Source organism: Streptomyces sp. NPDC111516, from assembly GCF_055635345.1.
This window is the reverse complement of the sequence record NZ_JBVKBV010000032.1, coordinates 1-19,585: the sequence shown is the minus strand read 5'-3', so window position 1 is coordinate 19,585 and position 19,585 is coordinate 1. Positions and strand designations below refer to the sequence as shown.

General features: G+C 67.4%; 19 protein-coding genes and 1 CRISPR repeat array. Of the genes, 14 read left to right on the top strand and 5 right to left on the bottom strand.

Annotated features, from left to right (window positions below):
- Positions 1–151 precede the first annotated feature (151 nt).
- From casA to ACZ7L9_RS34515, 7 genes are all read left to right on the top strand, one after another.
- On the top strand, positions 152–1,738 hold the full coding sequence (casA, locus tag ACZ7L9_RS34545) for a type I-E CRISPR-associated protein Cse1/CasA (protein WP_471421491.1): 1,587 nt from the start codon (positions 152–154) through the stop codon (positions 1,736–1,738).
- Complete coding sequence (gene casB / locus ACZ7L9_RS34540; protein ID WP_471421490.1) at positions 1,735–2,343, top strand: type I-E CRISPR-associated protein Cse2/CasB; 609 nt, start codon at positions 1,735–1,737, stop codon at positions 2,341–2,343. The genes casA and casB overlap by 4 nt, the downstream gene beginning before the upstream one ends.
- Positions 2,340–3,674: a type I-E CRISPR-associated protein Cas7/Cse4/CasC gene (locus ACZ7L9_RS34535; protein ID WP_471421489.1), complete on the top strand. Its 1,335-nt coding sequence runs from the start codon at positions 2,340–2,342 to the stop codon at positions 3,672–3,674. Before casB ends, ACZ7L9_RS34535 begins: the two co-directional genes overlap by 4 nt.
- Positions 3,671–4,519, top strand: a complete 849-nt coding sequence (cas5e, locus tag ACZ7L9_RS34530; protein WP_471421488.1) for a type I-E CRISPR-associated protein Cas5/CasD — start codon at positions 3,671–3,673, stop codon at positions 4,517–4,519. The genes ACZ7L9_RS34535 and cas5e overlap by 4 nt, the downstream gene beginning before the upstream one ends.
- Positions 4,516–5,235: a type I-E CRISPR-associated protein Cas6/Cse3/CasE gene (locus ACZ7L9_RS34525; protein WP_471421487.1), complete on the top strand. Its 720-nt coding sequence runs from the start codon at positions 4,516–4,518 to the stop codon at positions 5,233–5,235. The genes cas5e and ACZ7L9_RS34525 overlap by 4 nt, the downstream gene beginning before the upstream one ends.
- Positions 5,236–5,392: 157 nt before the next feature.
- A CRISPR array of direct repeats spans positions 5,393–7,065; the repeat unit is 29 nt; unit sequence CTGCTCCCCGCACCCGCGGGGATGGTCCC.
- Positions 7,066–7,076: 11 nt separating this feature from the next.
- Positions 7,077–7,262 (top strand): hypothetical protein, encoded by a 186-nt coding sequence (locus tag ACZ7L9_RS34520; protein WP_471421486.1) that lies wholly within the window; start codon positions 7,077–7,079, stop codon positions 7,260–7,262.
- Positions 7,263–7,530: 268 nt separating this feature from the next.
- On the top strand, positions 7,531–9,093 hold the full coding sequence (locus ACZ7L9_RS34515) for an outer membrane protein assembly factor BamB family protein (protein ID WP_471421485.1): 1,563 nt from the start codon (positions 7,531–7,533) through the stop codon (positions 9,091–9,093).
- Here the strand turns inward: ACZ7L9_RS34515 and ACZ7L9_RS34510 are convergent.
- Positions 8,999–9,319 (bottom strand): DUF6083 domain-containing protein, encoded by a 321-nt coding sequence (locus ACZ7L9_RS34510; protein WP_471421484.1) that lies wholly within the window; start codon positions 9,317–9,319, stop codon positions 8,999–9,001. The genes ACZ7L9_RS34515 and ACZ7L9_RS34510 overlap by 95 nt on opposite strands.
- A gap of 662 nt (positions 9,320–9,981) precedes the next feature.
- Here ACZ7L9_RS34510 and ACZ7L9_RS34505 point away from each other — a divergent pair.
- The 5 genes from ACZ7L9_RS34505 to ACZ7L9_RS34485 all read left to right on the top strand — a co-directional run bounded on the left by ACZ7L9_RS34505 (position 9,982) and on the right by ACZ7L9_RS34485 (position 13,883).
- A complete protein-coding gene (locus ACZ7L9_RS34505) occupies positions 9,982–10,545 on the top strand; it encodes an isochorismatase family protein (protein ID WP_471421483.1) in 564 nt (187 codons plus the stop codon).
- Positions 10,546–10,883: 338 nt separating this feature from the next.
- On the top strand, positions 10,884–11,762 hold the full coding sequence (locus ACZ7L9_RS34500; RefSeq protein WP_471421482.1) for a hypothetical protein: 879 nt from the start codon (positions 10,884–10,886) through the stop codon (positions 11,760–11,762).
- A gap of 39 nt (positions 11,763–11,801) precedes the next feature.
- Positions 11,802–12,071: a hypothetical protein gene (locus ACZ7L9_RS34495; protein ID WP_471421481.1), complete on the top strand. Its 270-nt coding sequence runs from the start codon at positions 11,802–11,804 to the stop codon at positions 12,069–12,071.
- A gap of 209 nt (positions 12,072–12,280) precedes the next feature.
- On the top strand, positions 12,281–12,592 hold the full coding sequence (locus ACZ7L9_RS34490; protein ID WP_471421480.1) for an ArsR/SmtB family transcription factor: 312 nt from the start codon (positions 12,281–12,283) through the stop codon (positions 12,590–12,592).
- An 85-nt stretch (positions 12,593–12,677) separates the two neighbouring features.
- Positions 12,678–13,883 carry an MFS transporter gene (locus tag ACZ7L9_RS34485; RefSeq protein WP_471421479.1) on the top strand — a complete coding sequence of 402 codons (1,206 nt, stop codon included), beginning with the start codon at positions 12,678–12,680 and terminating at the stop codon, positions 13,881–13,883.
- 366 nt (positions 13,884–14,249) lie between these two features.
- Here ACZ7L9_RS34485 and ACZ7L9_RS34480 read toward each other — a convergent pair whose 3' ends face one another.
- Together ACZ7L9_RS34480 and ACZ7L9_RS34475 are read right to left on the bottom strand one after the other, a co-directional pair.
- Positions 14,250–14,399 (bottom strand): hypothetical protein, encoded by a 150-nt coding sequence (locus ACZ7L9_RS34480; RefSeq protein WP_471421478.1) that lies wholly within the window; start codon positions 14,397–14,399, stop codon positions 14,250–14,252.
- Entirely contained in the window at positions 14,383–15,198 is an 816-nt protein-coding gene (locus ACZ7L9_RS34475; RefSeq protein WP_471421477.1) for an SAM-dependent methyltransferase, read from the bottom strand. Before ACZ7L9_RS34475 ends, ACZ7L9_RS34480 begins: the two co-directional genes overlap by 17 nt.
- Positions 15,199–15,322: 124 nt before the next feature.
- On the opposite strand from ACZ7L9_RS34475, the gene ACZ7L9_RS34470 reads away from it, so the two are divergent.
- Entirely contained in the window at positions 15,323–15,685 is a 363-nt protein-coding gene (locus ACZ7L9_RS34470) for a hypothetical protein (protein WP_471421476.1), read from the top strand.
- 98 nt (positions 15,686–15,783) lie between these two features.
- Here the strand turns inward: ACZ7L9_RS34470 and ACZ7L9_RS34465 are convergent, their stop codons facing one another.
- Entirely contained in the window at positions 15,784–16,401 is a 618-nt protein-coding gene (locus ACZ7L9_RS34465; RefSeq protein ID WP_471421475.1) for a TOPRIM nucleotidyl transferase/hydrolase domain-containing protein, read from the bottom strand.
- Between the two features lie 318 nt (positions 16,402–16,719).
- On the opposite strand from ACZ7L9_RS34465, the gene ACZ7L9_RS34460 reads away from it, so the two are divergent.
- On the top strand, positions 16,720–18,006 hold the full coding sequence (locus ACZ7L9_RS34460) for an IS256 family transposase (RefSeq protein ID WP_471421474.1): 1,287 nt from the start codon (positions 16,720–16,722) through the stop codon (positions 18,004–18,006).
- A gap of 649 nt (positions 18,007–18,655) precedes the next feature.
- Here the strand turns inward: ACZ7L9_RS34460 and ACZ7L9_RS34455 are convergent.
- Positions 18,656–19,459, bottom strand: a complete 804-nt coding sequence (locus ACZ7L9_RS34455; RefSeq protein ID WP_471421473.1) for a GNAT family N-acetyltransferase — start codon at positions 19,457–19,459, stop codon at positions 18,656–18,658.
- Between the last annotated feature and the right edge of the window lie 126 nt (positions 19,460–19,585).

Genomic DNA, 19,585 nt, shown 5'->3' with positions numbered 1-19,585 from the left:
TGGCGCCATGTGGTCGGGGAGGCGGACTGTCCCCCAACACCATTGATGGGAGCTGTTGAGTTCTTCGGATTCGCTCACTTTGCCCTCATCCGACGTGCTACGGTCCTGCCGCATCTCATCAGACAACTGTGGTGACTGGAGTGCGGATCAGGTGACACTGTCCGAAATACGTCCGTCTCCGGCAGGGGAGTTACGTCCCTGCTGGGACCCTCGACGACAAGCATGCATTCCAGCACTGACAACCGGCGGGGAGAGCGCCTCGGTCACCCTGGTCGACGCTCTGCGGCACGCGGACGAGCTACGCACCGTCTCGGGGACGACCGCGGGGGAGTCGGTCGCGCTGATCGAGTACCTTCTCGCTGTCTGCTACGCCTCGCGGACCTGTCCTGCGACCGTTGACGAGTGGCTTGGCCGTGTGCACGACAGCAGCCCGCTGAGCGACGCGGCCGATTGGCTGGACAGCCGTCCCGAACAGCATTGGGATCTCTTCCACCCCACCGAGCCGTTGGGCCAGAACGCCCTCCTGGCGCCCTATCTCGACGAACACGGCGCAGGGCCCGCCCAGCTGGTCATCGAACACGCCGGGGACTACAACCAGTTCTTCGACCACCACCACCTCGAGCACCCGGCGCCGCTGTCCGCCGACGCCGCCTTCCGCGCGATGCTCACGCAGCACGCGTACGGACCCGGCGGCCGTGCCCGGATCTCCGGCAAGGAGACCCTTGGACCCACGCTCACCAATCTGGCCGCCGGACGTCTCGGCACTCGTATCCGCGTCATCGCGCTCGGGGACACCCTCGGCGACACCTTGCGGCTCAACCTCGTACCGACCGACGACGCCCCGGGCCGCTTCAACCGCACCTGGACGGTGGCTCCCCAGCCCCGCCGGGGATTCCTGACCAAGCCGTCGGGACGGCGGGTGGACGGTCCGGCCGACCTTCACACCGTCCTCGGACGCTCGATCCTCATGCGCCCCACCCTCACCGAGGATGGGCAGCCGGCCGTCGACCGCGTCTTGCTGGCAGCCGGTGAACTCCTCGAACCGCTGGCCCCTCACCACATGCAGGACGCCGTGTACGACAAGGCGCCGAACGGGACGCCGAGGCCGCTGCGGCCCTCGGCGTCCCGGGCCCTGTGGCGCGAGGCGCACGCCCTGTACGCCGCCGTCGCGGACCGGGACCATGGGCCCGACCTCTACGACCGCCTCGCCAGGCTCAGCGGCCGCCGGCTCAACCTCTGGACCGTCGGACTGATCGCCAAGCAGACCACGGCCGTCACCTGGGTGTCGGACACGTTCCCCTTCGTGCCGGGCCGTGAGCGCGACCTCAGGTACGCGGCCGAACGGGGTTCACTCGTGGCCGAGTACCTGGCCTCCAGCCTGTCCCGGGCGGCGTACGTCGCCTGGACCGTGACGTACCCGAACCCGAAACCGGCCGACAAGAGCGGTCAGATCGCCCGGTTCGACGCGCGACCGGAGCACTGGGCCCACACCGAGGAACCCTTCCACATGCTGCTGGACGACACGGCAGCGGCTGAGAACGACGAGCAGGTGGACGCGGCGCTCGTCGAGTACGCGGCCGTGCTCGCCGAGGCCGCGGGGCGCTTTCTGCGTAACCGGCTCGACTCCCTGCCCGCGAACTCACGCGGATACCAGGCGCATGCGCAGGCGCTCCGCCGCTTCGAGGACGACCTCACCGGAGCCAAGGCACCGGACGAACTGAAGGGGGACCGCAAGTGATCGCCGACGTGCCGGAGACCGGTGTCCGGACGGCGGCAGCCGACGGCACAGAGCCGCGCGAGCCCGCGCGCAGCCAGGAGCTCACCCAGTGGCTCGTGGGCCTGGTGAACAGCCGCGACTACGGCAGGCTCGCGGAACTTCGTCGGCCGAGCATCAGCGAGAACGCCCACATCGAAGCGGGGTGGAAAGCGGGCTGGAACGATGAGGAACGCCGCAAGGTGTTCGAGCAAGTGGCGTTCCTGTTCGCCGTTTACCACCGGGGTGCCGTAGATCCGTCGTGGGGTTACGGGAGCCTCGGCTATGCCGCCCGCCGGATCGGCTCCAGCATCGGGCGCGGGCCCGACGACGCTGGCGCCGGCCGGCTGATGGACCGCATCGTCTCGAGTCGTCGGCCTCCTCTGCGCCACCTCCAGCACACCATCGCCCGGCTGCGCTCGTGCGGGGAGCCGCCACCGTCGTGGGCACGTCTCGCGGACGACCTGGCTCGCTGGACCGACCGTCAGGCCCGCATCCGCTATCGCTGGGCCGTCGACTTCCACGCACCGCCGAGAACCGCCAGGAACACCAAGGCCACCACGACCACGACGAAGGACACACTGACGTGAGCACCCAAGTCACCCTGACCGGGCACCAATTTCTCTCCCTGCATGTGCTGGAGACGCTCGTCGCTGTCCTCCCCGTACGGGACGAGAACGGTGCGCCCAAGTCCATCGTCTACGGCGGCGTGGAACGGCACATGATCACCAGCCAGGCACGCCGCCGCGCTGAGCGGGTGTACTCGCGCGACCGGGCCAACGCTCAGAAGGGGCCGCTCGCCGGACACACCATGGGCGTCCGTACCCGCGAATGGGCGCCGATGACCGCCCGTGCCCTGGAGACCGGGCACGGCTGGCCCAAGGAGCAGGCCCTGGCGACGGCACGTGCCGTGCTGCAGGGCATCGGACTCAAGTTCGGCGACCCGGCCAAGCAGACGGTCGCCAACCTGACCAAGGTGCTGCTCTTCGCACCAGAGGACGCAGGCGACCGCATTGCCGAACACCTCGATGCCGAACGGGAATCCATCACTGCCTGGGCGGAAAACTACACCGCCCTCTCCCTGGCGGCAGCGGCCCGTAAGAAGCCAAAGGGGCGGCGCAAGAACAGCGCTGAGGAGGATGCCGAGGCGAGCATGGACGAGGCGGACACAGAAGCTGCCAAGCTTCCCGCACTTCCGAAAGCGACCCGGAACGCGGTCCTGACCGCGCTCGCGCCCCGCGACGCGATCGACATCGCGCTCTACGGCCGCTTCCTCGCCGAGATCGCCGACTCCCCGAACGTCGACGGCGCGATCCAGAGCAGTCACGCGTTTACCGTCCACGAGGCCGAACACACGGACGACTTCTACGCCGCCGCCGACGACGCCAAGCTCAGCCGCAAGAGCAATGCCCTCGACTTCCTCGACGCGACCGACGACTCCGGAGCCGGCATGACCGGCTACCAGTCCCTCATCTCCGGCACGTTCTACCGGCACGCCGTCCTCGACCGCCTCAAACTCCGGCAGAACCTGCGTGCCGCGGGCATGTCCGAACAGGATGCAGAGTCCGCCGCCGCAGGCGCCGAGGCGGAGTTTGTCAACGCCTTCGTCAACGCCTTCCCACAGGCCAAGAAGAACTCGACCGCCTCCACCGGCGCGCTGCCCGCCCTGGTCCTCGCCTTCGACGGAGACCGCCCGTTCAACTACGCGGCCGCCTTCCAAAGGCCCATCGACGAGGTCGCCGACGGAGGTCCGGCCGGAGAGCTCGCCGTACGGCGGCTCCTCACCCACCACGACTTCGTCCGCAGCCGACGCGACGACATCACCGCTGGACGTGTCCTCACCTACGAGCCGGCCATCCACGCCGTCCTGCAGGACCTGGACATCAAGGACGTGGAGTCCGTCGAGGAGCTGACGGCGTGAGCCCACACGTCCTGCTCGTCAGGCTCGCCGCCCCCCTGCAGTCCTGGGGGTTGGTGTCCCGGTTCTCCCGTCGCGACACCCACAGCCGTCCGACGAAGTCCGGGGTGATCGGCCTGTGCGCAGCGGCCCTGGGACATGACAGGGCCGACGATCTGGGCGAGCTCGCGGCCGTCCGCTTCGGGGTCCGTGCCGACCATCCCGGCACCCCCGTCCGCGACTACCACGTCGTCGGCGCCGGCCGGTACCCCGTACGCCCTCGGGACGTCATCACCGATCACCGCAGGGCGACGGCCCTGGCCGCCAGTATCTCGAACTCAGAGGGCACCGCGTTCGGACACCACGAACTCGCCGGCTGGTACGGCGCCCCCAAGTACATTGTCTCCGAACCTGACTCGGGTGTTCTGGTCTCGAAGCAGCTCTCCCGGGACGCGCTTGTCACCGAGCGCTGGTACCTGGCCGACGCAGCCTTCGTCGCCGCCCTGCAGCACCCTGATCATGCCTTTCTCGAGGACGTCGCCTCAGCGCTGGAACACCCCAAGCGCCTGCTGTGGCTGGGCCGCAAGTCCTGTCCGCCGTCGGGCACGCTGGCCGGACCGCTCAGCAGCGGCACTATCGAGGAAGCCTTCCAGTCCACCGCCCTGCTGCCTTCGCACAGCGTCGGGCCGCAGCCTTCGCCCCGGCCCTGGGCCTGGGTCGAAGCAGCACCGGGCACCGCATCGGCGGCCCCCGTACAGGACCAGCCCGTCACCTTCGACACGGACTTTCGTACACACACCACGCGATGGGAGACACGGACCCGCGTCACCATCGCCGAGAACGCCACCGAATGGGACGTCATCCCGTGACCAAGCCCCCTGCCGCTGCCCGCTTTGTCGCCACGCACAGTGTGCTGACCATGGACGCCCGGCACCCGTACACCGCCAAGTCCCTCCTCGACGCCCAGGACATGCACCGCACCGTCATGAGCGGCTTCCGCGGCTGGGTCGCGGACGGAGACCCCGACGCCCGGGCCCAGATGGGGGTGCTGTCGACCTGGTCCGTTGACTTGAAGGAAGGTGTGCTTGTCCTGGTCGTACAGTCCAGGGTGCCGGGGGACTGGGCGAGAATGCCGCGCGGAGCGCTCACTGACAAACCGCACGTGATCACGGTCGACCGCACTCTCCGGGCCGGCGACTCCCTGACCTTCCGCACCGTCGTCAGCCCTACCCGCAGCCGCCCGTCCGGACCGCCGGCCCCCGACCGCCCTCGCGGCCGTCGTACGGCACACACCCGACCCGACCACGTACGGAACTGGTTCGTGCGCCGCCTTCAGCCAACGGGCGATCCGCGAAGAGGGCCCGACGGCGTCGTCCGGATCGGCGCCACCGCCGAGGAGGACTCCCTGGTTGTAAGGATTCTTCCGGCTGTCACAAGTCCCGGTCCTCACAAGGACCTGCGCATAGCCCGCGCGGAGATCCGGGGCACGCTCACGGTCACCGACCCCGCCGCTCTGGTCGACGCGATGTCGCAAGGCATCGGTCACGGCCGGGCGTACGGCTGCGGACTGCTGCTGACCCGATGAGCGCCCATGTCGAGCTGGCCAATGTCCTGGGCGGCGTCACGCTGGCCACCGTCCGCCCCGGCGCACCGCCGCGATCGAGCCCCCGCAGCACAAAGCACGTCTCCAGCCGCGCGGGGATGGTCCCGCAATGCTGGACCACAATGCGTCGGCGTAGACCCTGCTCCCCGCACCCGCGGGGATGGTCCCTACGCCATCGCCAACGGCCTGAAGATGGCCGCCTGCTCCCCGCACCCGCGGGGATGGTCCCTTCCCCTTCACCCAGGACAGTCGGGGCCCATCTGCTCCCCGCACCCGCGAGGATGGTCCCTTTTGAGATCACGAGACATTGCAACGGAATCTCTGCTCCCCGCACCCGCGGGGATGGTCCCTTCGTGCTCGACCGCCAGGCGCCGCAGCACGGCTGCTCCCCGCACCCGCGGGGATGGTCCCATGCTGCGCTACCCGCAGCTGCCCGGAGTCCTCTGCTCCCCGCACCCGCGGGGATGGTCCCCGCACCGCGAGCAAGCGCTACAAGCAACAGCGCTGCTCCCCGCACCCGCGGGGATGGTCCCATGGCACCTTTCCTCTCTTCGGACGTCTCGCCCTGCTCCCCGCACCCGCAGGGATGGTCCCGACACCGGAGGGGCCGTACTGCTGCGGCACCTCTGCTCCCCGCACCCGCGGGGATGGTCCCAGGCCCTCCTCCACGGTCGGCATGATGCTGCGCTGCTCCCCGCACCCGCGGGGATGGTCCCCAGAGCCCCAGGGGAGGTCATTCCGTGGGGCTCTGCTCCCCGCACCCGCGGGGATGGTCCCTCGTGCCGGTACCCCTCGGCTGCTTCGCGGCGCTGCTCCCCGCACCCGCGGGGATGGTCCCGACGTGACCGTGACCCGGGCGGGCGGATCGTCCTGCTCCCCGCACCCGCGGGGATGGTCCCTCACCGGAACCCCCGAGCGCGTCGCCCGGTATCTGCTCCCCGCACCCGCGGGGATGGTCCCGGTACCTTCATTCCGGAGCTTTGGGCTTCCCGCTGCTCCCCGCACCCGCGGGGATGGTCCCCAATCCCAGTGCTTGTATGCATAGATGACGCCCTGCTCCCCGCACCCGCGGGGATGGTCCCCTTGTACGCGCTCGGTTGACGGGTTACGAATCCTGCTCCCCGCACCCGCGGGGATGGTCCCTACCTCACCGACTCCGAGACCGGCGAGAGCTACTGCTCCCCGCACCCGCGGGGATGGTCCCCTCCAGGTCGCCCTCGACGGCAACGACCAGTACTGCTCCCCTCACCCGCGGGGATGGTCCCAAGGCGCATTGGGTGGGCCCGCACTCCAACCGCTGCTCCCCGCACCCGCGGGGATGGTCCCCAGGCCGAGGCGCGCGCAACCGAGCTCGCCACCTGCTCCCCGCACCCGCGGGGATGGTCCCTCAAACCGAGGTTTCCGCATCCGTCTCGCCCACTGCTCCCCGCACCCGCGGGGATGGTCCCACCACCGTCAACCACTGAGAGCGGAGACGACGCTGCTCCCCGCACCCGCGGGGATGGTCCCTCCTCGGGATGCTCCCGAAGCTCCTGGGCCAGCTGCTCCCCGCACCCGCGGGGACGGTCCCACGGCGGTCTTGCCCTCGCGCCGGATGACCGCCTGCTCCCCGCACCCGCGGGTATGGTCCCTTCACCTGCTGGCCAGGCAGCAGGAGCGCAGTCTGCTCCCCGCACCCGCGGGGATGGCCCCGGCGCGGCCACGGGAGAGAGCATCGGCGGCCTGCTCCCCGCACCCGCGGGGATGGTCCCGAGACGATCAAGCTGCTGATGACGCGTACGGGCTGCTCCCTGCACCCGCGGGGATGGTCCCACTGCCTGCTCGTGCAGCACCGTGGCGTCGAGATCGGTGAGGACGTCGCCATCGCCGGCCTGTTCGACGCCGGGCTCCTAGTCCTCATCGACGCCGACATCGAGGTCCTGGCCGACGATGTCCGGTACGGCCTCCGCGCCCTCGACGCCGACGAGCCTCCACCTGCCTACCGACACACCTCATGTCGGAAGCACTGACGTCAGCTGTCAGAACCCGCTGACGTTCTCGTGTCGGCCCACATACTGGACAGTGGTGTCCGTTACAGCACAGCTTTGCGAGTGCCGTACGCGGTGACCTGTCGCTCGCAAAGTAGATCTGCATGGGCGCGGGTGAACGCGTCCAACGCGATCCTGCATTTTGCTGTCGGGCGACACGGAAATGTCAGTGCTTGGCGACATGTGGTGTCAGCGTGAGCCGAGGCTTTGGGTGTGGGCGCAGGTCCTGGATGTTGCGAAGATCGACGCTATGACTATCCCGCTCTCCGTCGACCGGATCCTCGGAAACCGTTCCTTCGCCGAGATCGGTGACCCTGTGCTGGCCACCGCCGACGAGCGACGTGGCCTGCTGGCCGTGGCCGGTGCGTACGAGTTCGGCGGTACTGCACCCGTCGGTGTTTACGGCACGGGTGACCTGGCCTGCTGTGCCCTCGTCCGCTCACATTACCCAGTACACGCGATGGCCTTCCATCCCACGCGTCCGCTGCTCGTGATCGGCACCGGCCGATACGACGGCGGCTACTTCTTCGAAGGCCAGCTCCTCCTTCTGAACCTGGAGACGGGCACGGCCATATCGCTCATCGAGCACGGGCTGGGCCGCCAGGTCCTGGAGCTGGAATGGCTTGACGAACAGGCATTGCGGGTGGTGATGGCGCCGCCTGACGACTGGCAGGACGAGACCGCAAGCGTCGAGGGTCATGTCGCCGTGGTGCGGAGATTGGACTGGACCGCCGTGCCTGCCAAGTCCCTCACCAGTCACGACCTGGCCGGCCCGCGGGTGGCGGCGCCGCGTCCCGACGGCAGCGCAGCTGCCTGCCGGATGGTCACGGAGCTGAGCGCGGACTGGGAATCGCGCCGCAATGTCCGCGCGGTCGAGGCACTGTCGGACGGCCGGATCCTGTCCACGCTCGACGGGGTACAACTGGAATCCTGGCTGCCCTCGGGGGAGCGAGCGTGGATGGTTCCGGACGAGGAGGGCGGGAGCGAGATCGTCGTCGCTGCGGACGAAAGATCCGCGTGGGTCGGGCTCGTACGCCGCCCCGGCATGCGCGACTCCGTGCCGCAGTCGGTCGTCCGGCTCTCTCTCGCTGACGGGAAACAACTCGACAGCATCGTCCCGTCGTCGTTCGTCTCGCTGGTGCGCTGTGCTGACGGTCGGCCGGCCTTGTCACCGGACGGGCGCAATGGTGCCCGCAGCCGATTTCCCGTGCGGGGTGGAAGCCGCATCTACTTCCAGTCGACCCTCCAGCCCCCGGGCGAACGGAACCCCTACAAGGGAGAGCGCTGGGTTACGGCCATGGACCTGCAAGGGCCCACGACCGCGCGACCGGTCGAGCCTCTCGATCCTTCCGTCCGGTGGATGTTCCCGTACTCCTGGGAGCCCGGCGAGACACACTTCGGCGGTCCGGGTATCGAGGCCGCAGGCGGAACCCTGGTCCACGCCGGCACCGTGTACCACGGCCAAGGGCTTCAGCCCGGCGGGTCGTTCGTTGTCCGGCGTGAGCCGACCGACGGGCGCTCGCGGTGGGTGTTCCGTACCGACCGGAAAGCCACCGCACTGGACGCTAACGCGGCTACCGTCTACGTCGGGTACGACGATGGAGAGGCGGTGGCGCTCGACCTGGGCGACGGCACGGTGCGCTGGCGGCAGCACCTCACCGTCGGCGCGGTCTCCGTTGTACCGACCGCTCTCACCGTCACAGCCACCGGCCGGTTCCTCATCGGCACCAGCGACGGCCGCATTCTACACGGCACAGCGCGCCGGGGGTCGGTTCGGCGTCCCACGTGTTCCACGCGATGCCGTCGAGGGTGATGAGCCATCGCCGGCGGGGCGGCAGGTGATGGGAGGGGACCGTGACATCGGGTTCGAGAAGTACCCAGTGGCCGTCGTGAAAGGTGGCGTACCGGTCTTGTCGGAGTCCGCAGTCCGGGCATTCTGGCGGGGCGGGCGGTGCTGGTGCGGTGGCGCCTTCGCGGAGGGCTTGCAGCTCGTCGTCGGGGTGGCCGGGCCAGGGTGCGGTGTTCTCGGTGTCCCCCATGAATGAAAGGGTCCGGACTTGTCGTCAGGTGCGGTAGGGCGCGATCCGGCCGGTACACCAGGGGCCTGGGGTGCTGAGGTGACCGCACGAAGCCACACGGGCCGCAAACGGACTCGGCCGCCGGTCCAGTCCTAAACGCACGTCGCCACGACCGGTGACTGCCCGCCCGCCTTCGCCCCGGACCGTCGCCGGGTGGATCCTGCTCCGCCCGGAATCCCTCACCGAACCCGAACAGCTCCAGCTCAAGAACGTACGGGCCCACTGCCCCGAACTCGACGCCCTCACCCTGCACGTCCGTTCCTTCGCAAACATGCTCACCGAACGCCAGGGCCAGTTCCCGCCGGACTGGCCCGACGCGGAGAGGACGACCTACCCAGCCTCCGCCTCCTCGCCAAGGGCATCGACCACCATCGTTGTGCCGTCATCGCCCACCTCACCTTGCCCTGGAGCTCGGGTGTCGTCGAAGGCCATGTCAACAGAATCAAAATGCTCAAGCGCCAGATTTCGGTCATGCAGGCTTCCGACTTCTCCGGAAGCGGGTCCTGCTGGCGTGAATGAAATGCCGGGGCCTCTTGGGGGCCCGCCCGACCCCGTGCCGCTGTCGGTGGCCCAGCCTACTCTGGGGGCGATTCAAGTCCCATGACCATGAACAGGAGTTTCCCTTGACGACTCTGCCCGATCGGCCGAACACCGCCCTGCTCGTCATCGATGTCCAGAACGGGGTGGTGGCAGGCGCCCATAACCGCGACGGCGTGATCGCGAACATCAACATCCTGGTGGGTAAGGCTCGTGCTGAGGACGTGCCCGTGGTGTGGGTGCAGCATTCCGACGACGGTCTCGAGCGAGACAGCGGGCCCTGGCAGTACGTGTCAGAGCTGGTTCGCCGAGATAAAGAGCCTCTCGTCCACAAGACCTACGGTGACTCGTTCGAGGGCACCGCGTTGGAGGCGCTGCTCGCCGAGCGTGGTGTGGGCCAGCTTGTCGTGACGGGTGCCCAGAGCGATGGGTGTATCCGATCGACGCTACACGGGGCCTTCGTCCGCGGGTACGACGTCACGCTGGTCGGCGACGCCCATACGACGCAGGACCTCAGCGAGTACGGCGCGCCGGCCCCGGACCAGGTGATCGCGCACACCAATCTCTACTGGCAGTGGCAAAGTGCACCCGGACGCCGCGCGGGGACCGCCGATACAGCGGAGGTGACTTTCAAAGCGGACGCGGGCTGAGTCGTCCTGGGGCAGAGCCTGGTCTGTCCACACAATTCTGGACAGCTTCCCAAGTCCATTGAAGAGCCTCAGCTGTTACTCGGAGTGCACACACCACAGAGTTGCGCCAGAACCCGAGTTCCGACATCAGATGTACAGCAGTCCGGGAGGCGGCCCGCCACGGTCAGAGTTGGTGTTCACGAGAACGGGAGGCACCCGGGCTGGTGGCACCCCCAATGGGCAGGTATGGGGCTTCCTTGATAGCTGTGGGCCTATGCCGTCGGCGATGCCCTTGGTCAAGGTGGAGCGCCCCGAGCGTTAGCTCCGAGTGAAGGTGAGTATGAGAACTCATGTGCGCAATGGTCAGCATCCTGCATGTTGCGTGCATGCGATCGATATTTCTCCCGAAGCCTGTGCTGGTGGCCGCGCTCGGCTGCATGGTCCTGTCCGGCTGCGGCACTCAGAACACCACCAGCAATCAGACCTCGGCAGGCAGCGCCGTCTCGGCGACAACCCCGCTGGATGCTCCGCCGAGCAACAACGATCCGGAGATGCGGTTCCTTGCGTTGATGACCCGCATCACGCAGGGCTGCGCTCCGGACGTCCCCAGCGGCAGCGGTGGCGTGCCCAAGCCCGAGGACCTGCCGAGTCGGGAGGGTGCGCCCACACCGAGGTACGGGCCGGGCGAGACCCCACCGGGTGTTTCAAACGTCGAGGACGATATACCGGTTCCCCTGGGTGATCCCGCGTCCTCGAAGCCGACCCCAGACTCCACCGGGCCCAAGCCGGTCAAGGAGGTGCCCCTGACCGGTATCGAGAAGTGCAGCGGCAGCGAGCACGCAAAGCGTGTCAGCGAGGCGTTCAAGAACACGAAGACGACCGACTACCACGCGATGCACGAGAAGCTGACGGGCCTGGACTACCCGGCGTCGCGGATTCATCAGATGCCGAACCATGCTGGCGCACCCCGGGCAAGGCTGGACTTGCGCATGATGGGCAGCCACTTGGCTTTGGAGGTCAACGGCACCAGCAGCGGGGCAATTGTCGAAGCGTTCGGGGTCCCGGAGACGGAGGACGTGAAGGTGACCGATGTGAAGCGGAAGCCGAAGCCGGACGCGCACACAGAGTTCTCTGCCGGAGCATCTGGTCGCGCAGGTCGAGGAGTACCTCGATGGACTCCAGCCCTTCGACCGCGTCGTCGTGCACGGCGACCTGACAGCACGTCATATATTTCTTGAGGGGGCCGCTTCACCGGAATCACCGACTGGGGCGACACCATGGTGACCGACCGGCACTACGAACTCTGTCAAGTGCACCGCGACGTCTTCCGCTGCGACAAGACGTTACTGCGGGCCTTCCTGGATGCCAGTTCATGGCCGGCCGAGAAAAACTTCGCGCGCCAAGCGATGGGTCTCGCCCTGCACCGCCAGGCGCGTGGCATCGCCCAGCATCACACGATGGATGTCTTTGAACCGGTAGCGGCACTTCTCCCGCTGCAAGACATCGCGACGCTGGACGATCTGGCTGCGGAACTCTTCGGAGTCTGACTTGATCTCATTCCGACGCGGACCGGGCGAAGGACAGCAGGGTTCTGGGCTCGGGGTCTCGTTGCCTTATTCTTGCCGGTCGACGATCAGACGGTGCTTGCTGCCGGGCCGAGCACGATCGACCGGCGAAGGTCCCAGTGATTTGACTTGCCCCTACATATCGAGAAAACTGGATATATCCCATGAGTCGCACGGAGAGGTGATGAACGGTGGACCCCCTGGCCGTACACAAGGCACTCGCCAACCCCGCACGCCTCCAGTTCATGCAGTGGCTGAGGGAGCCGGAGAAGTACTTCGACGAGGACTCCTATCAGCAGCAGGGGCTGGGATTCCACATCGGCGTGTGTGTCGGCGACATCCAGAAGCGTGCCGGGCTGGCGCAGTCGGTGGTGTCCGGGTACCTGCAGACCTTGAAGGATGCGGGACTGCTCACCTCGGAACGCATCGGCAAGTGGACGTACTACCGGCGCAATGAGCCGGTGATCGAAGAGTTCGCGGCACACGTCCGCGACGAGCTGTAACACGCACGCCCGGATGTCATGCATGCGCTCCACCCTCTCTTGGGTGTCAGTATATCTACGTTTCTAGATTTGATGAAAGGTTGCGATGAGGAAGGCCTCCCTCACCGTCCTGGTGCTCGCCCTCGGCGTGTTCGGGATCATCACCACCGAGATGGGCATGGTCGGCGTGCTCCCCCAGGTCTCGGCCGAGCTCGGTGTCTCGCCATCCGCCGCCGGGTGGCTCGTCGGGGCCTTTGCCCTGGTCATCGCCATATCCGGGCCGTTTACGACGCTGCTCGCCTCCGGCGTCGACCGCAAGAAGGTGCTCGCCGCCGCCATCGCGGTGTTCGCCGTCTCCAACGCCGTCTACGCGCTCACCACGCAGTACGAGGTGATGCTTGCCTTCCGCGTCATCCCTGCCCTCTTCCACCCGGTTTTCTTCGCGGTCGCGCTCGCGACCGCCGCACGGCTGGTGCCGGCCGAGGACGCGACCCGGGCCACGGCCACCGTGTTCGGTGGAGTCACCGTCGGTTTCGCCTTCGGCGTGCCGCTGACCTCGTACCTCGCCGAGCATGTGTCCCTGCCGTCGGCGTTCTGGTTCGGTGCACTCGTCAACCTGATCGCCTTCCTCGGCATCCTGCGGTTTGTCCCGCCCATGCCCGTCGGTCAACGAGTTTCCTACGGCGCCCAGTTGAGCGTTCTCAAGCGGTTCCGGATGTGGCTGACCATTGCGTCGATCGTCCTCGTCTTCGCGGCTATGTTCTCGGTCTACGGCTATTTCGCCGAATACCTGGGTCAGGTCACGCACATGGACGGCACCTGGGTCAGCACCATGCTGATGGCGTTCGGGATGGTGATGATCCTCGGGAACTTCGTCTTCGGTGGGCTGTTGCGACGCAACCTGATCCGTACGGTGATCGCCTACCCCGTTCTGTGTCTGCTCGTCTACGTGCTCCTGTACGCCGTCGGCCCGCTGTTCGCACCGATGGTTCCGGCCGTGCTGATCTGGGGTGCCGTGCACTCCGGAGGGCTCATCGTGAGCCAGAGCTGGCTGGGGAGGGACGCCGTCGACGCGCCCGAGTTCGGCAACAGCCTCTTCATCTCGTTCTCGAACCTCGGCATCACCGTCGGAACCGCAGTCGGCGGCTGGGTCATGGCGACGTACGGCACGCGCCAACTCGCATGGACCGGGGCCGGGTTCGCGGTCGCCGCTCTGCTTGCCATGGTGCTGCGGCTGGGTCTGGACCGCACCCGTACGCGACCCGTGCCCTATCCGCCGACGGACCGGCCCTCGGCGTCGATCAGGCTGTAGGAGCAGGGACTGCCGGACTGCTCCTCGACCCAGCTCAGCTCCGGGTCTGCCGGGCTGTACGGGTGCCTGTCGCCGAGGTCGGCTTCGAGTGAATAGGCCCTGTCCTGCCAATCTTCGCGGGCCCGGAACGCCTGGCACGGCACCTCGCCGCGTTGTCGTCAGTCGCCCGAGTACGGTCCAGTACGAGGACGATCCTCCGCCTTGCGATGCACCGCACCAGACGCCCCGGGCTGATCCACGAAGATCGACAGGACCTAGTCGATCGGCCGGTGGGGAATCGGCCGCCTCATCAAGTGACCGAGCACCGGCACGCACGGTTCCGTACACCCAGTGATCGGCAGGGTGTACGGGACCGGCGGCATGCATTCATGGGGCCAGCGAGATGTCGGCGTAGGCACGGGCAGGCGGCTGGAGGTGCAGAGCGGGGTGGACCGAGGTCGCGCTGACGTCGCGGATGGCGGTCTGTCCAGCCGTGTGCGGGCCCTGCTCCGTCAGGGTGTTACGGCTTGCGGGCAAGGCCGCCGTGCTCGCCGATGGGTTCTGGGGTGGGCGAAGTGGGGTCGGGGCGCCAGAAGGGGACCGAGACGACGCCAGGGTCCAAAAGTTCCAGGCCGTCGAAGAGCGCCGCGATTTCGTCGACGGGGCGCAGGAAGTATGGTACGGCGCCGGATTCGTTGTACGCGTCCTGGGCCTGTTCGTAGTCGGCGTCGGTGCCCCGTGAACCATCGTTGATGGCGAGGTAGCTGCCGGACGGCAGCCCGTCCATCAGGCGGGTGACGATGGCGTGTGCCTGTTCGTAGTCGGCGACGTGGCCCAGGATGTTGCTGAGAATCAGGGCGGTGGGGCGGGTGAGGTCCAGCGTCTCGGCGGCGGCCGCCAGGATGCGATCAGGGTCGAACAGGTTGGCGTCGATGTAGGAGGTAGCCCCCTCGGCGGTGGAGGTGAGCAGGGCACGGGCGTGTGCAAGGACCATCGGGTCGTGGTCGACGTAGACGATCCTGGTCTCGGGGGCGAGCCGCTGGGCGACCTCATGGGTGTTGTCCACGGTCGGCAGGCCGGTCCCGACGTCCAGGAATTGCCGGATGCCTTCCTCGGTGACCAGGTACGTGAGGGTGCGGCGCAGGAAGGCGCGGCTGCTGCGAGCGATGGTGACGATGCCGGGGAAGACGGCGCTGTACGCGTCGCCGGCTTCCTCGTCAACGGGGTAGTTGTCTTTCCCGCCCAGCCAGTAGTTCCAGATCCGGGCCGAGTGCGGCACCGACATATCGATCTTCTGATGCACCGCCGGTCCGAGCGACGTCGCGTGGTCGGTCATGGGTACCGTCCGTCTTTCAACCGAGGAGTGAACTGTCAACGCACAACCTACGTCCCAAGAATCAGAATGCGTACATCAGTTCATGTCTCCGGTGGGTTCGATCGGCCGCGACGTACTCACAGCCATGGGGCTCCTGCCCGGCGAAGAGGACATCCAATACGGGATCGGGTTTGAGCGCGCAGGCGTGGTGACCGAAGTCGGACCCGGCGTCGAATACCTGAATGTCGGCGGCCCGGTCCTCGCCGTTCACCTCGAAGGCGGCGCCTTCGCTTCGTTCATCACTGGGCCCGCGACCGTGACCGCACCGATTCCGGCCGGACTCGATTCCGTCTTTGCGGCAGGACTACGCACGGCCTTCCTCACCGCCTGGTACGCGCTGCGCCACGTCGCCCGGCCGCGCGCGGGGGGAACGCATCCTGATCCATTCGGTCAGCGGGGGCACCGGCCTGGCGGGCATGGGAGTGCGCGACATCATGGCTTTCATTGAGGTGGTTGCGGGGGTTTGTGTGTGTTGGTGTTGGTGGGTTGGTTCGTTGATGTTCTGGTTTGATTTCGTTTGTGGTTGTGCTTTCTTGTTTCTTTGTGTCAGAGGCTTGTGAGGAGGTCGTTGAGCGGGGTTGGTATGTGTTCGGGGTGAAGGGCTTTGATGAGGAGGTGGGCGTAGCGGATCTTGCGGCCTTTTTTTGTGCCGAGGAAGCGTCGTAGCTGTTGTTGTGGGGTGCGGTCCTGGTGTGCGGGTTGGTGCTGGAAGGTCTGCCAGGCGCGGAAGTCGCCCTCGGCCTGGATGACGTCCTGGGTTCTTGTCGTGCCGAGCGCGCGGATGAGTTCGTCTTCCAGGTCTGTTACGCACACGAAGATGTTTTGGTGGGGTGTTCGTGCGTGTTTCAGGCTGCGGTCGTAGAAGTGCTGTTCGCTCTGGTCGCACAGTCCTGCCAGGCGCAGGCCGAGGCCGGGCTGTCCTAGGAGGCGGGCGTAGCGGCCTACGTTCGTTGCTCCGCCCATCGGTACGACGCATATTCCCTCGGCCGCCAGGTCGCGGCCGCGCCGGGCGGCGAGTGTTTCGATGGCTGCGAGGTCGCTGAGTCCTTCCAGCAGCACTGCGGTGTGGACTCCCAGCTGCGAAGCCAGATCACTCGCCGTCTCGCCGGGACCGCCGGCTGCCCAGCGATTGACCTCGTCCCGGAGCGTTTGCATCTGCGCCATGGAACGAGTCTGCACGTTCACCGGCGGTAGGGCACGGCGTTATTCGATGGCCTGGCTCGGCATGACCGGTGCGTTGTCGCCTGGAACTGTCAGTCTGTCTGTCTGCCATCTGCCCCACCGGGCCGTGCGAGCCACCGAACGCCGCTCGCCCTCCATCAATGCTGCGTCGCCTGCCTCTACCAACGCAGCGTCGCCTGCCTCTACCAACGCAGTGTCGCCTGCCTCTACCAATGCAGTGTCGCCTGCGTCTACCAATGCTGCGTCGTCTGCGGGTCTGTACGGTGAGTGGTGTAACTCCCGAGCTGGAAGCGACAGTTGATGACTGACGTGACGAGTGACATCGAGGCCGGGGAGGCCGCCGTGGAGGCGACGAACGCTGTGGATGACGGACTGGTCGCCGAGCTGGTGGCCCGGGCCCAGGCCGACGGGGTGAGGCTGACCGGGGAGGGCGGTCTGCTGCAGCAGCTGACCAAGCGGGTGCTGGAGTCTGCCCTGGAGGGCGAGCTCACCGATCACCTGGGGCACGAGCCTGGGGAGCGGGCCGAGGGCGGCCGGGAGAACTACCGCAACGGCCACCGGTCCAAGACGGTGACCACCGAGGCCGGTCCCGTGGAGATCACGGTGCCGCGGGACCGGGCCGGGACGTTCGAGCCGCAGCTGGTCAAGAAGCGGCAGCGGCGCCTGGGTGGAGTGGACGAGATGGTGCTGTCGCTGTCGGCGAAGGGGCTGACGCACGGGGAGATCTCCGCGCATCTGGCCGAGGTGTACGGCACCGAGATCTCCAAGTCCACGATCTCCACGATCACCGACAGCGTGATGGCCGGCATGGCCGAATGGCAGAACAGGCCGCTGGACCGCGTCTACCCGGTCGTCTTCATCGACTGCGTGAACGTGAAGGTCAGGGACGGACAGGTCGCCAATCGGCCGGTCTACATGGCCCTGGCGGTCACCGCCGAGGGGCACCGCGACATCCTGGGTCTGTGGGTCGGGGACGGGAGCGAGGGCGCGAAGTACTGGCTGCAGGTCCTGACCGAGATCAAGAACCGCGGCGCGGCCGACGTCCTGGTGCTGGTCTGCGACGGTCTGACCGGGCTCCCGGACGCGGTGAACACCGTCTGGCCTGCGACGATCGTCCAAACCTGCGTGGTCCACCTCCTGAGGAACAGCTTCCGTTACGCGGGTCGGCAGGACTGGGAGAAGATCGCCAAGGCGCTCAAGCCGGTCTACACCGCGCCGACCGAGGACGCGGCCCTGGAACGCTTCATGGAGTTCAGCGAGGCCTGGGGCAAGAAGTACCCGGCGATCGTCCGGCTGTGGGAGACGGCCTGGGCGGAGTTCGTGCCCTTCCTCCAGTTCGACGTGGAGATCCGCAAGATCGTGTGCACGACCAATGCGATCGAGAGCGTCAACGCACGCATCCGCAAGGCCGTGAGGGCCCGCGGACACTTCCCCAACGATCAAGCAGCCCTTAAGTGCGTGTACTTGGCCGTGATGAGCCTGGACCCCACCGGCGCAGGCCGTAAACGCTGGACCATGCGCTGGAAGGCCGCACTCCAGGCCTTCGACATCACCTTCGACGGACGACTCACCGCCGGACGCCGCTAAAGAAATCCGAACGAGTTCCACCGTTCGCTACACAGACCCTCGTCTGCCTCCTCGTGGAGCGGCGTGCCCGTGGTGTCCGGCGTTTCGGCGGGGGGTGGCGGCCTGTCTCTCGCAGGGGCGATCGCGAGGATCCGGGCAGTGGATGGGGTTCGTGACGGCTGCGAGCGCGACGGTTTCCGGCACTGGATCGGCGAGGACAGCGACGGCTGCTCGACCCGGATCGTCTGCGTGCCGGGGCGGGCTGGAGCACAATGTCCTTGGCGGACGGTGAGTTTGGAGGCCTCGTGGGCAGGCGGGGCAGGCTTATGGCCTGACTCACGATTGGCAGCGGTGTTCCGGTGTCTGGGGTCCTCGCCTTCGGCGTTGTCGTCGGTCGCGGTGTTTTTTCCCGAGTTCTCGGCTTCGCTCGAGCAGGGGAGGCCCCGCCCGCCATCGCTCTCTCTCCTGCGCTGTGGATTCGACGGCCGCGGGCGCCGTTCTTTCTCCCGCTGTCGATCGTGGGTGAGGCCGTGAGGTCGCTGCTCGTCATCTGGCCGGTCCACGAGGCCTCTTGACGTGCGAGCGGTTCTGAGGGACATGGCATTTCGTGCGGTCGGTCTGTGAAGTCGGGTAGCGGGGGCGTGGTTTCGTTGTGTTCTGGTGATGTGTGTCAGGCCGCGGAGCGGGGGAGGTCAATGGAACGGATTTCCTCTATGACGTGGTAGCCGGTGCTCGTGTACAGGTTCATTGCCACCTCGTTGCCGCCCCACACGGTGAACATCAGTGCCGAGTCACCGGCTGCGAGCGTTGTCTGTTCGCCGGCTGCCATCGCGGCCCGACCGTATCCTTTGCCGCGGTGCTGGTCCTGGATGTTCAGCGAGTAGCCGTAGGTGACCTCCGGGAGGTAGCCGTGCTTCAACCAGCCGGTGCCGATCTGTTCGCCTGCCGCCTCGAGCACCAGGAACGTGTGGTCGGGCGTCGTCAGGCCGTCGGGGATCAGCTTCGCGAAGTCGTGGTCGCACTTGCGTACGGCCTCCTCGGGGCTCAGGGCTCCCGCCCGGACGATGTCGCCGGCGTAGGCGACCTTCTCGGAGGCGAGCCACTTGGGATATTCGGCCTGTGTCATCGGCCGTGCGGTGACGCCATCGAGTGGTTTTGGCGGGGAACTGAGGGGCCGTGTCCTGAGCTGGCCGCGGACACGGTAGCTGTCGAACAGTTCGCCGGCGGGCTCGGTGAGCCGTATGTCCAGCCGGCGTGCGCCGCGCTGCGCGCACCATTGCTCGGCCCAGTCCCGGGCGGCGTGCTCGTGGCCCCGGCCGGCGTGGAGCGCGTCGACGCAAAGGTCGCCGATACGGCCTGCGAGCGCGCCGTTGTCGTCAGCCACGACGACGGCGACGTATCCCACCCGGGTCCCGGCGTCCGTGATCTCGGCGACGGTCCAGTCGCCGAGGCCGGTGCGTACATCCTCGAGCATGTGCTTCGCCGTGGTTGTGCCGAGCCCGGCCGCCGTGTAGGAGGCGTGCAGCCGCCGGTCGAAGTCCTTCTGTCATTGCGTGGTGTCACCAAGGATGCTGAATTCTGTCATCTGATCACACTAGCC

Coding starts and splice junctions, on each gene's coding strand:
- ACZ7L9_RS34485 (WP_471421479.1), top strand. CDS start 12,678: ATGAGGAAGGCCTCCCTCACCGTCCTGGTGCTCGCCCTCGGCGTGTTC.
- ACZ7L9_RS34455 (WP_471421473.1), bottom strand. CDS start 19,459: ATGCTCGAGGATGTACGCACCGGCCTCGGCGACTGGACCGTCGCCGAG.
- ACZ7L9_RS34495 (WP_471421481.1), top strand. CDS start 11,802: ATGGTGACCGACCGGCACTACGAACTCTGTCAAGTGCACCGCGACGTC.
- ACZ7L9_RS34500 (WP_471421482.1), top strand. CDS start 10,884: ATGGTCAGCATCCTGCATGTTGCGTGCATGCGATCGATATTTCTCCCG.
- ACZ7L9_RS34510 (WP_471421484.1), bottom strand. CDS start 9,319: ATGGGGGACACCGAGAACACCGCACCCTGGCCCGGCCACCCCGACGAC.
- ACZ7L9_RS34515 (WP_471421485.1), top strand. CDS start 7,531: ATGACTATCCCGCTCTCCGTCGACCGGATCCTCGGAAACCGTTCCTTC.
- ACZ7L9_RS34475 (WP_471421477.1), bottom strand. CDS start 15,198: ATGACCGACCACGCGACGTCGCTCGGACCGGCGGTGCATCAGAAGATC.
- ACZ7L9_RS34470 (WP_471421476.1), top strand. CDS start 15,323: ATGGGGCTCCTGCCCGGCGAAGAGGACATCCAATACGGGATCGGGTTT.
- ACZ7L9_RS34460 (WP_471421474.1), top strand. CDS start 16,720: ATGACTGACGTGACGAGTGACATCGAGGCCGGGGAGGCCGCCGTGGAG.
- ACZ7L9_RS34465 (WP_471421475.1), bottom strand. CDS start 16,401: ATGGCGCAGATGCAAACGCTCCGGGACGAGGTCAATCGCTGGGCAGCC.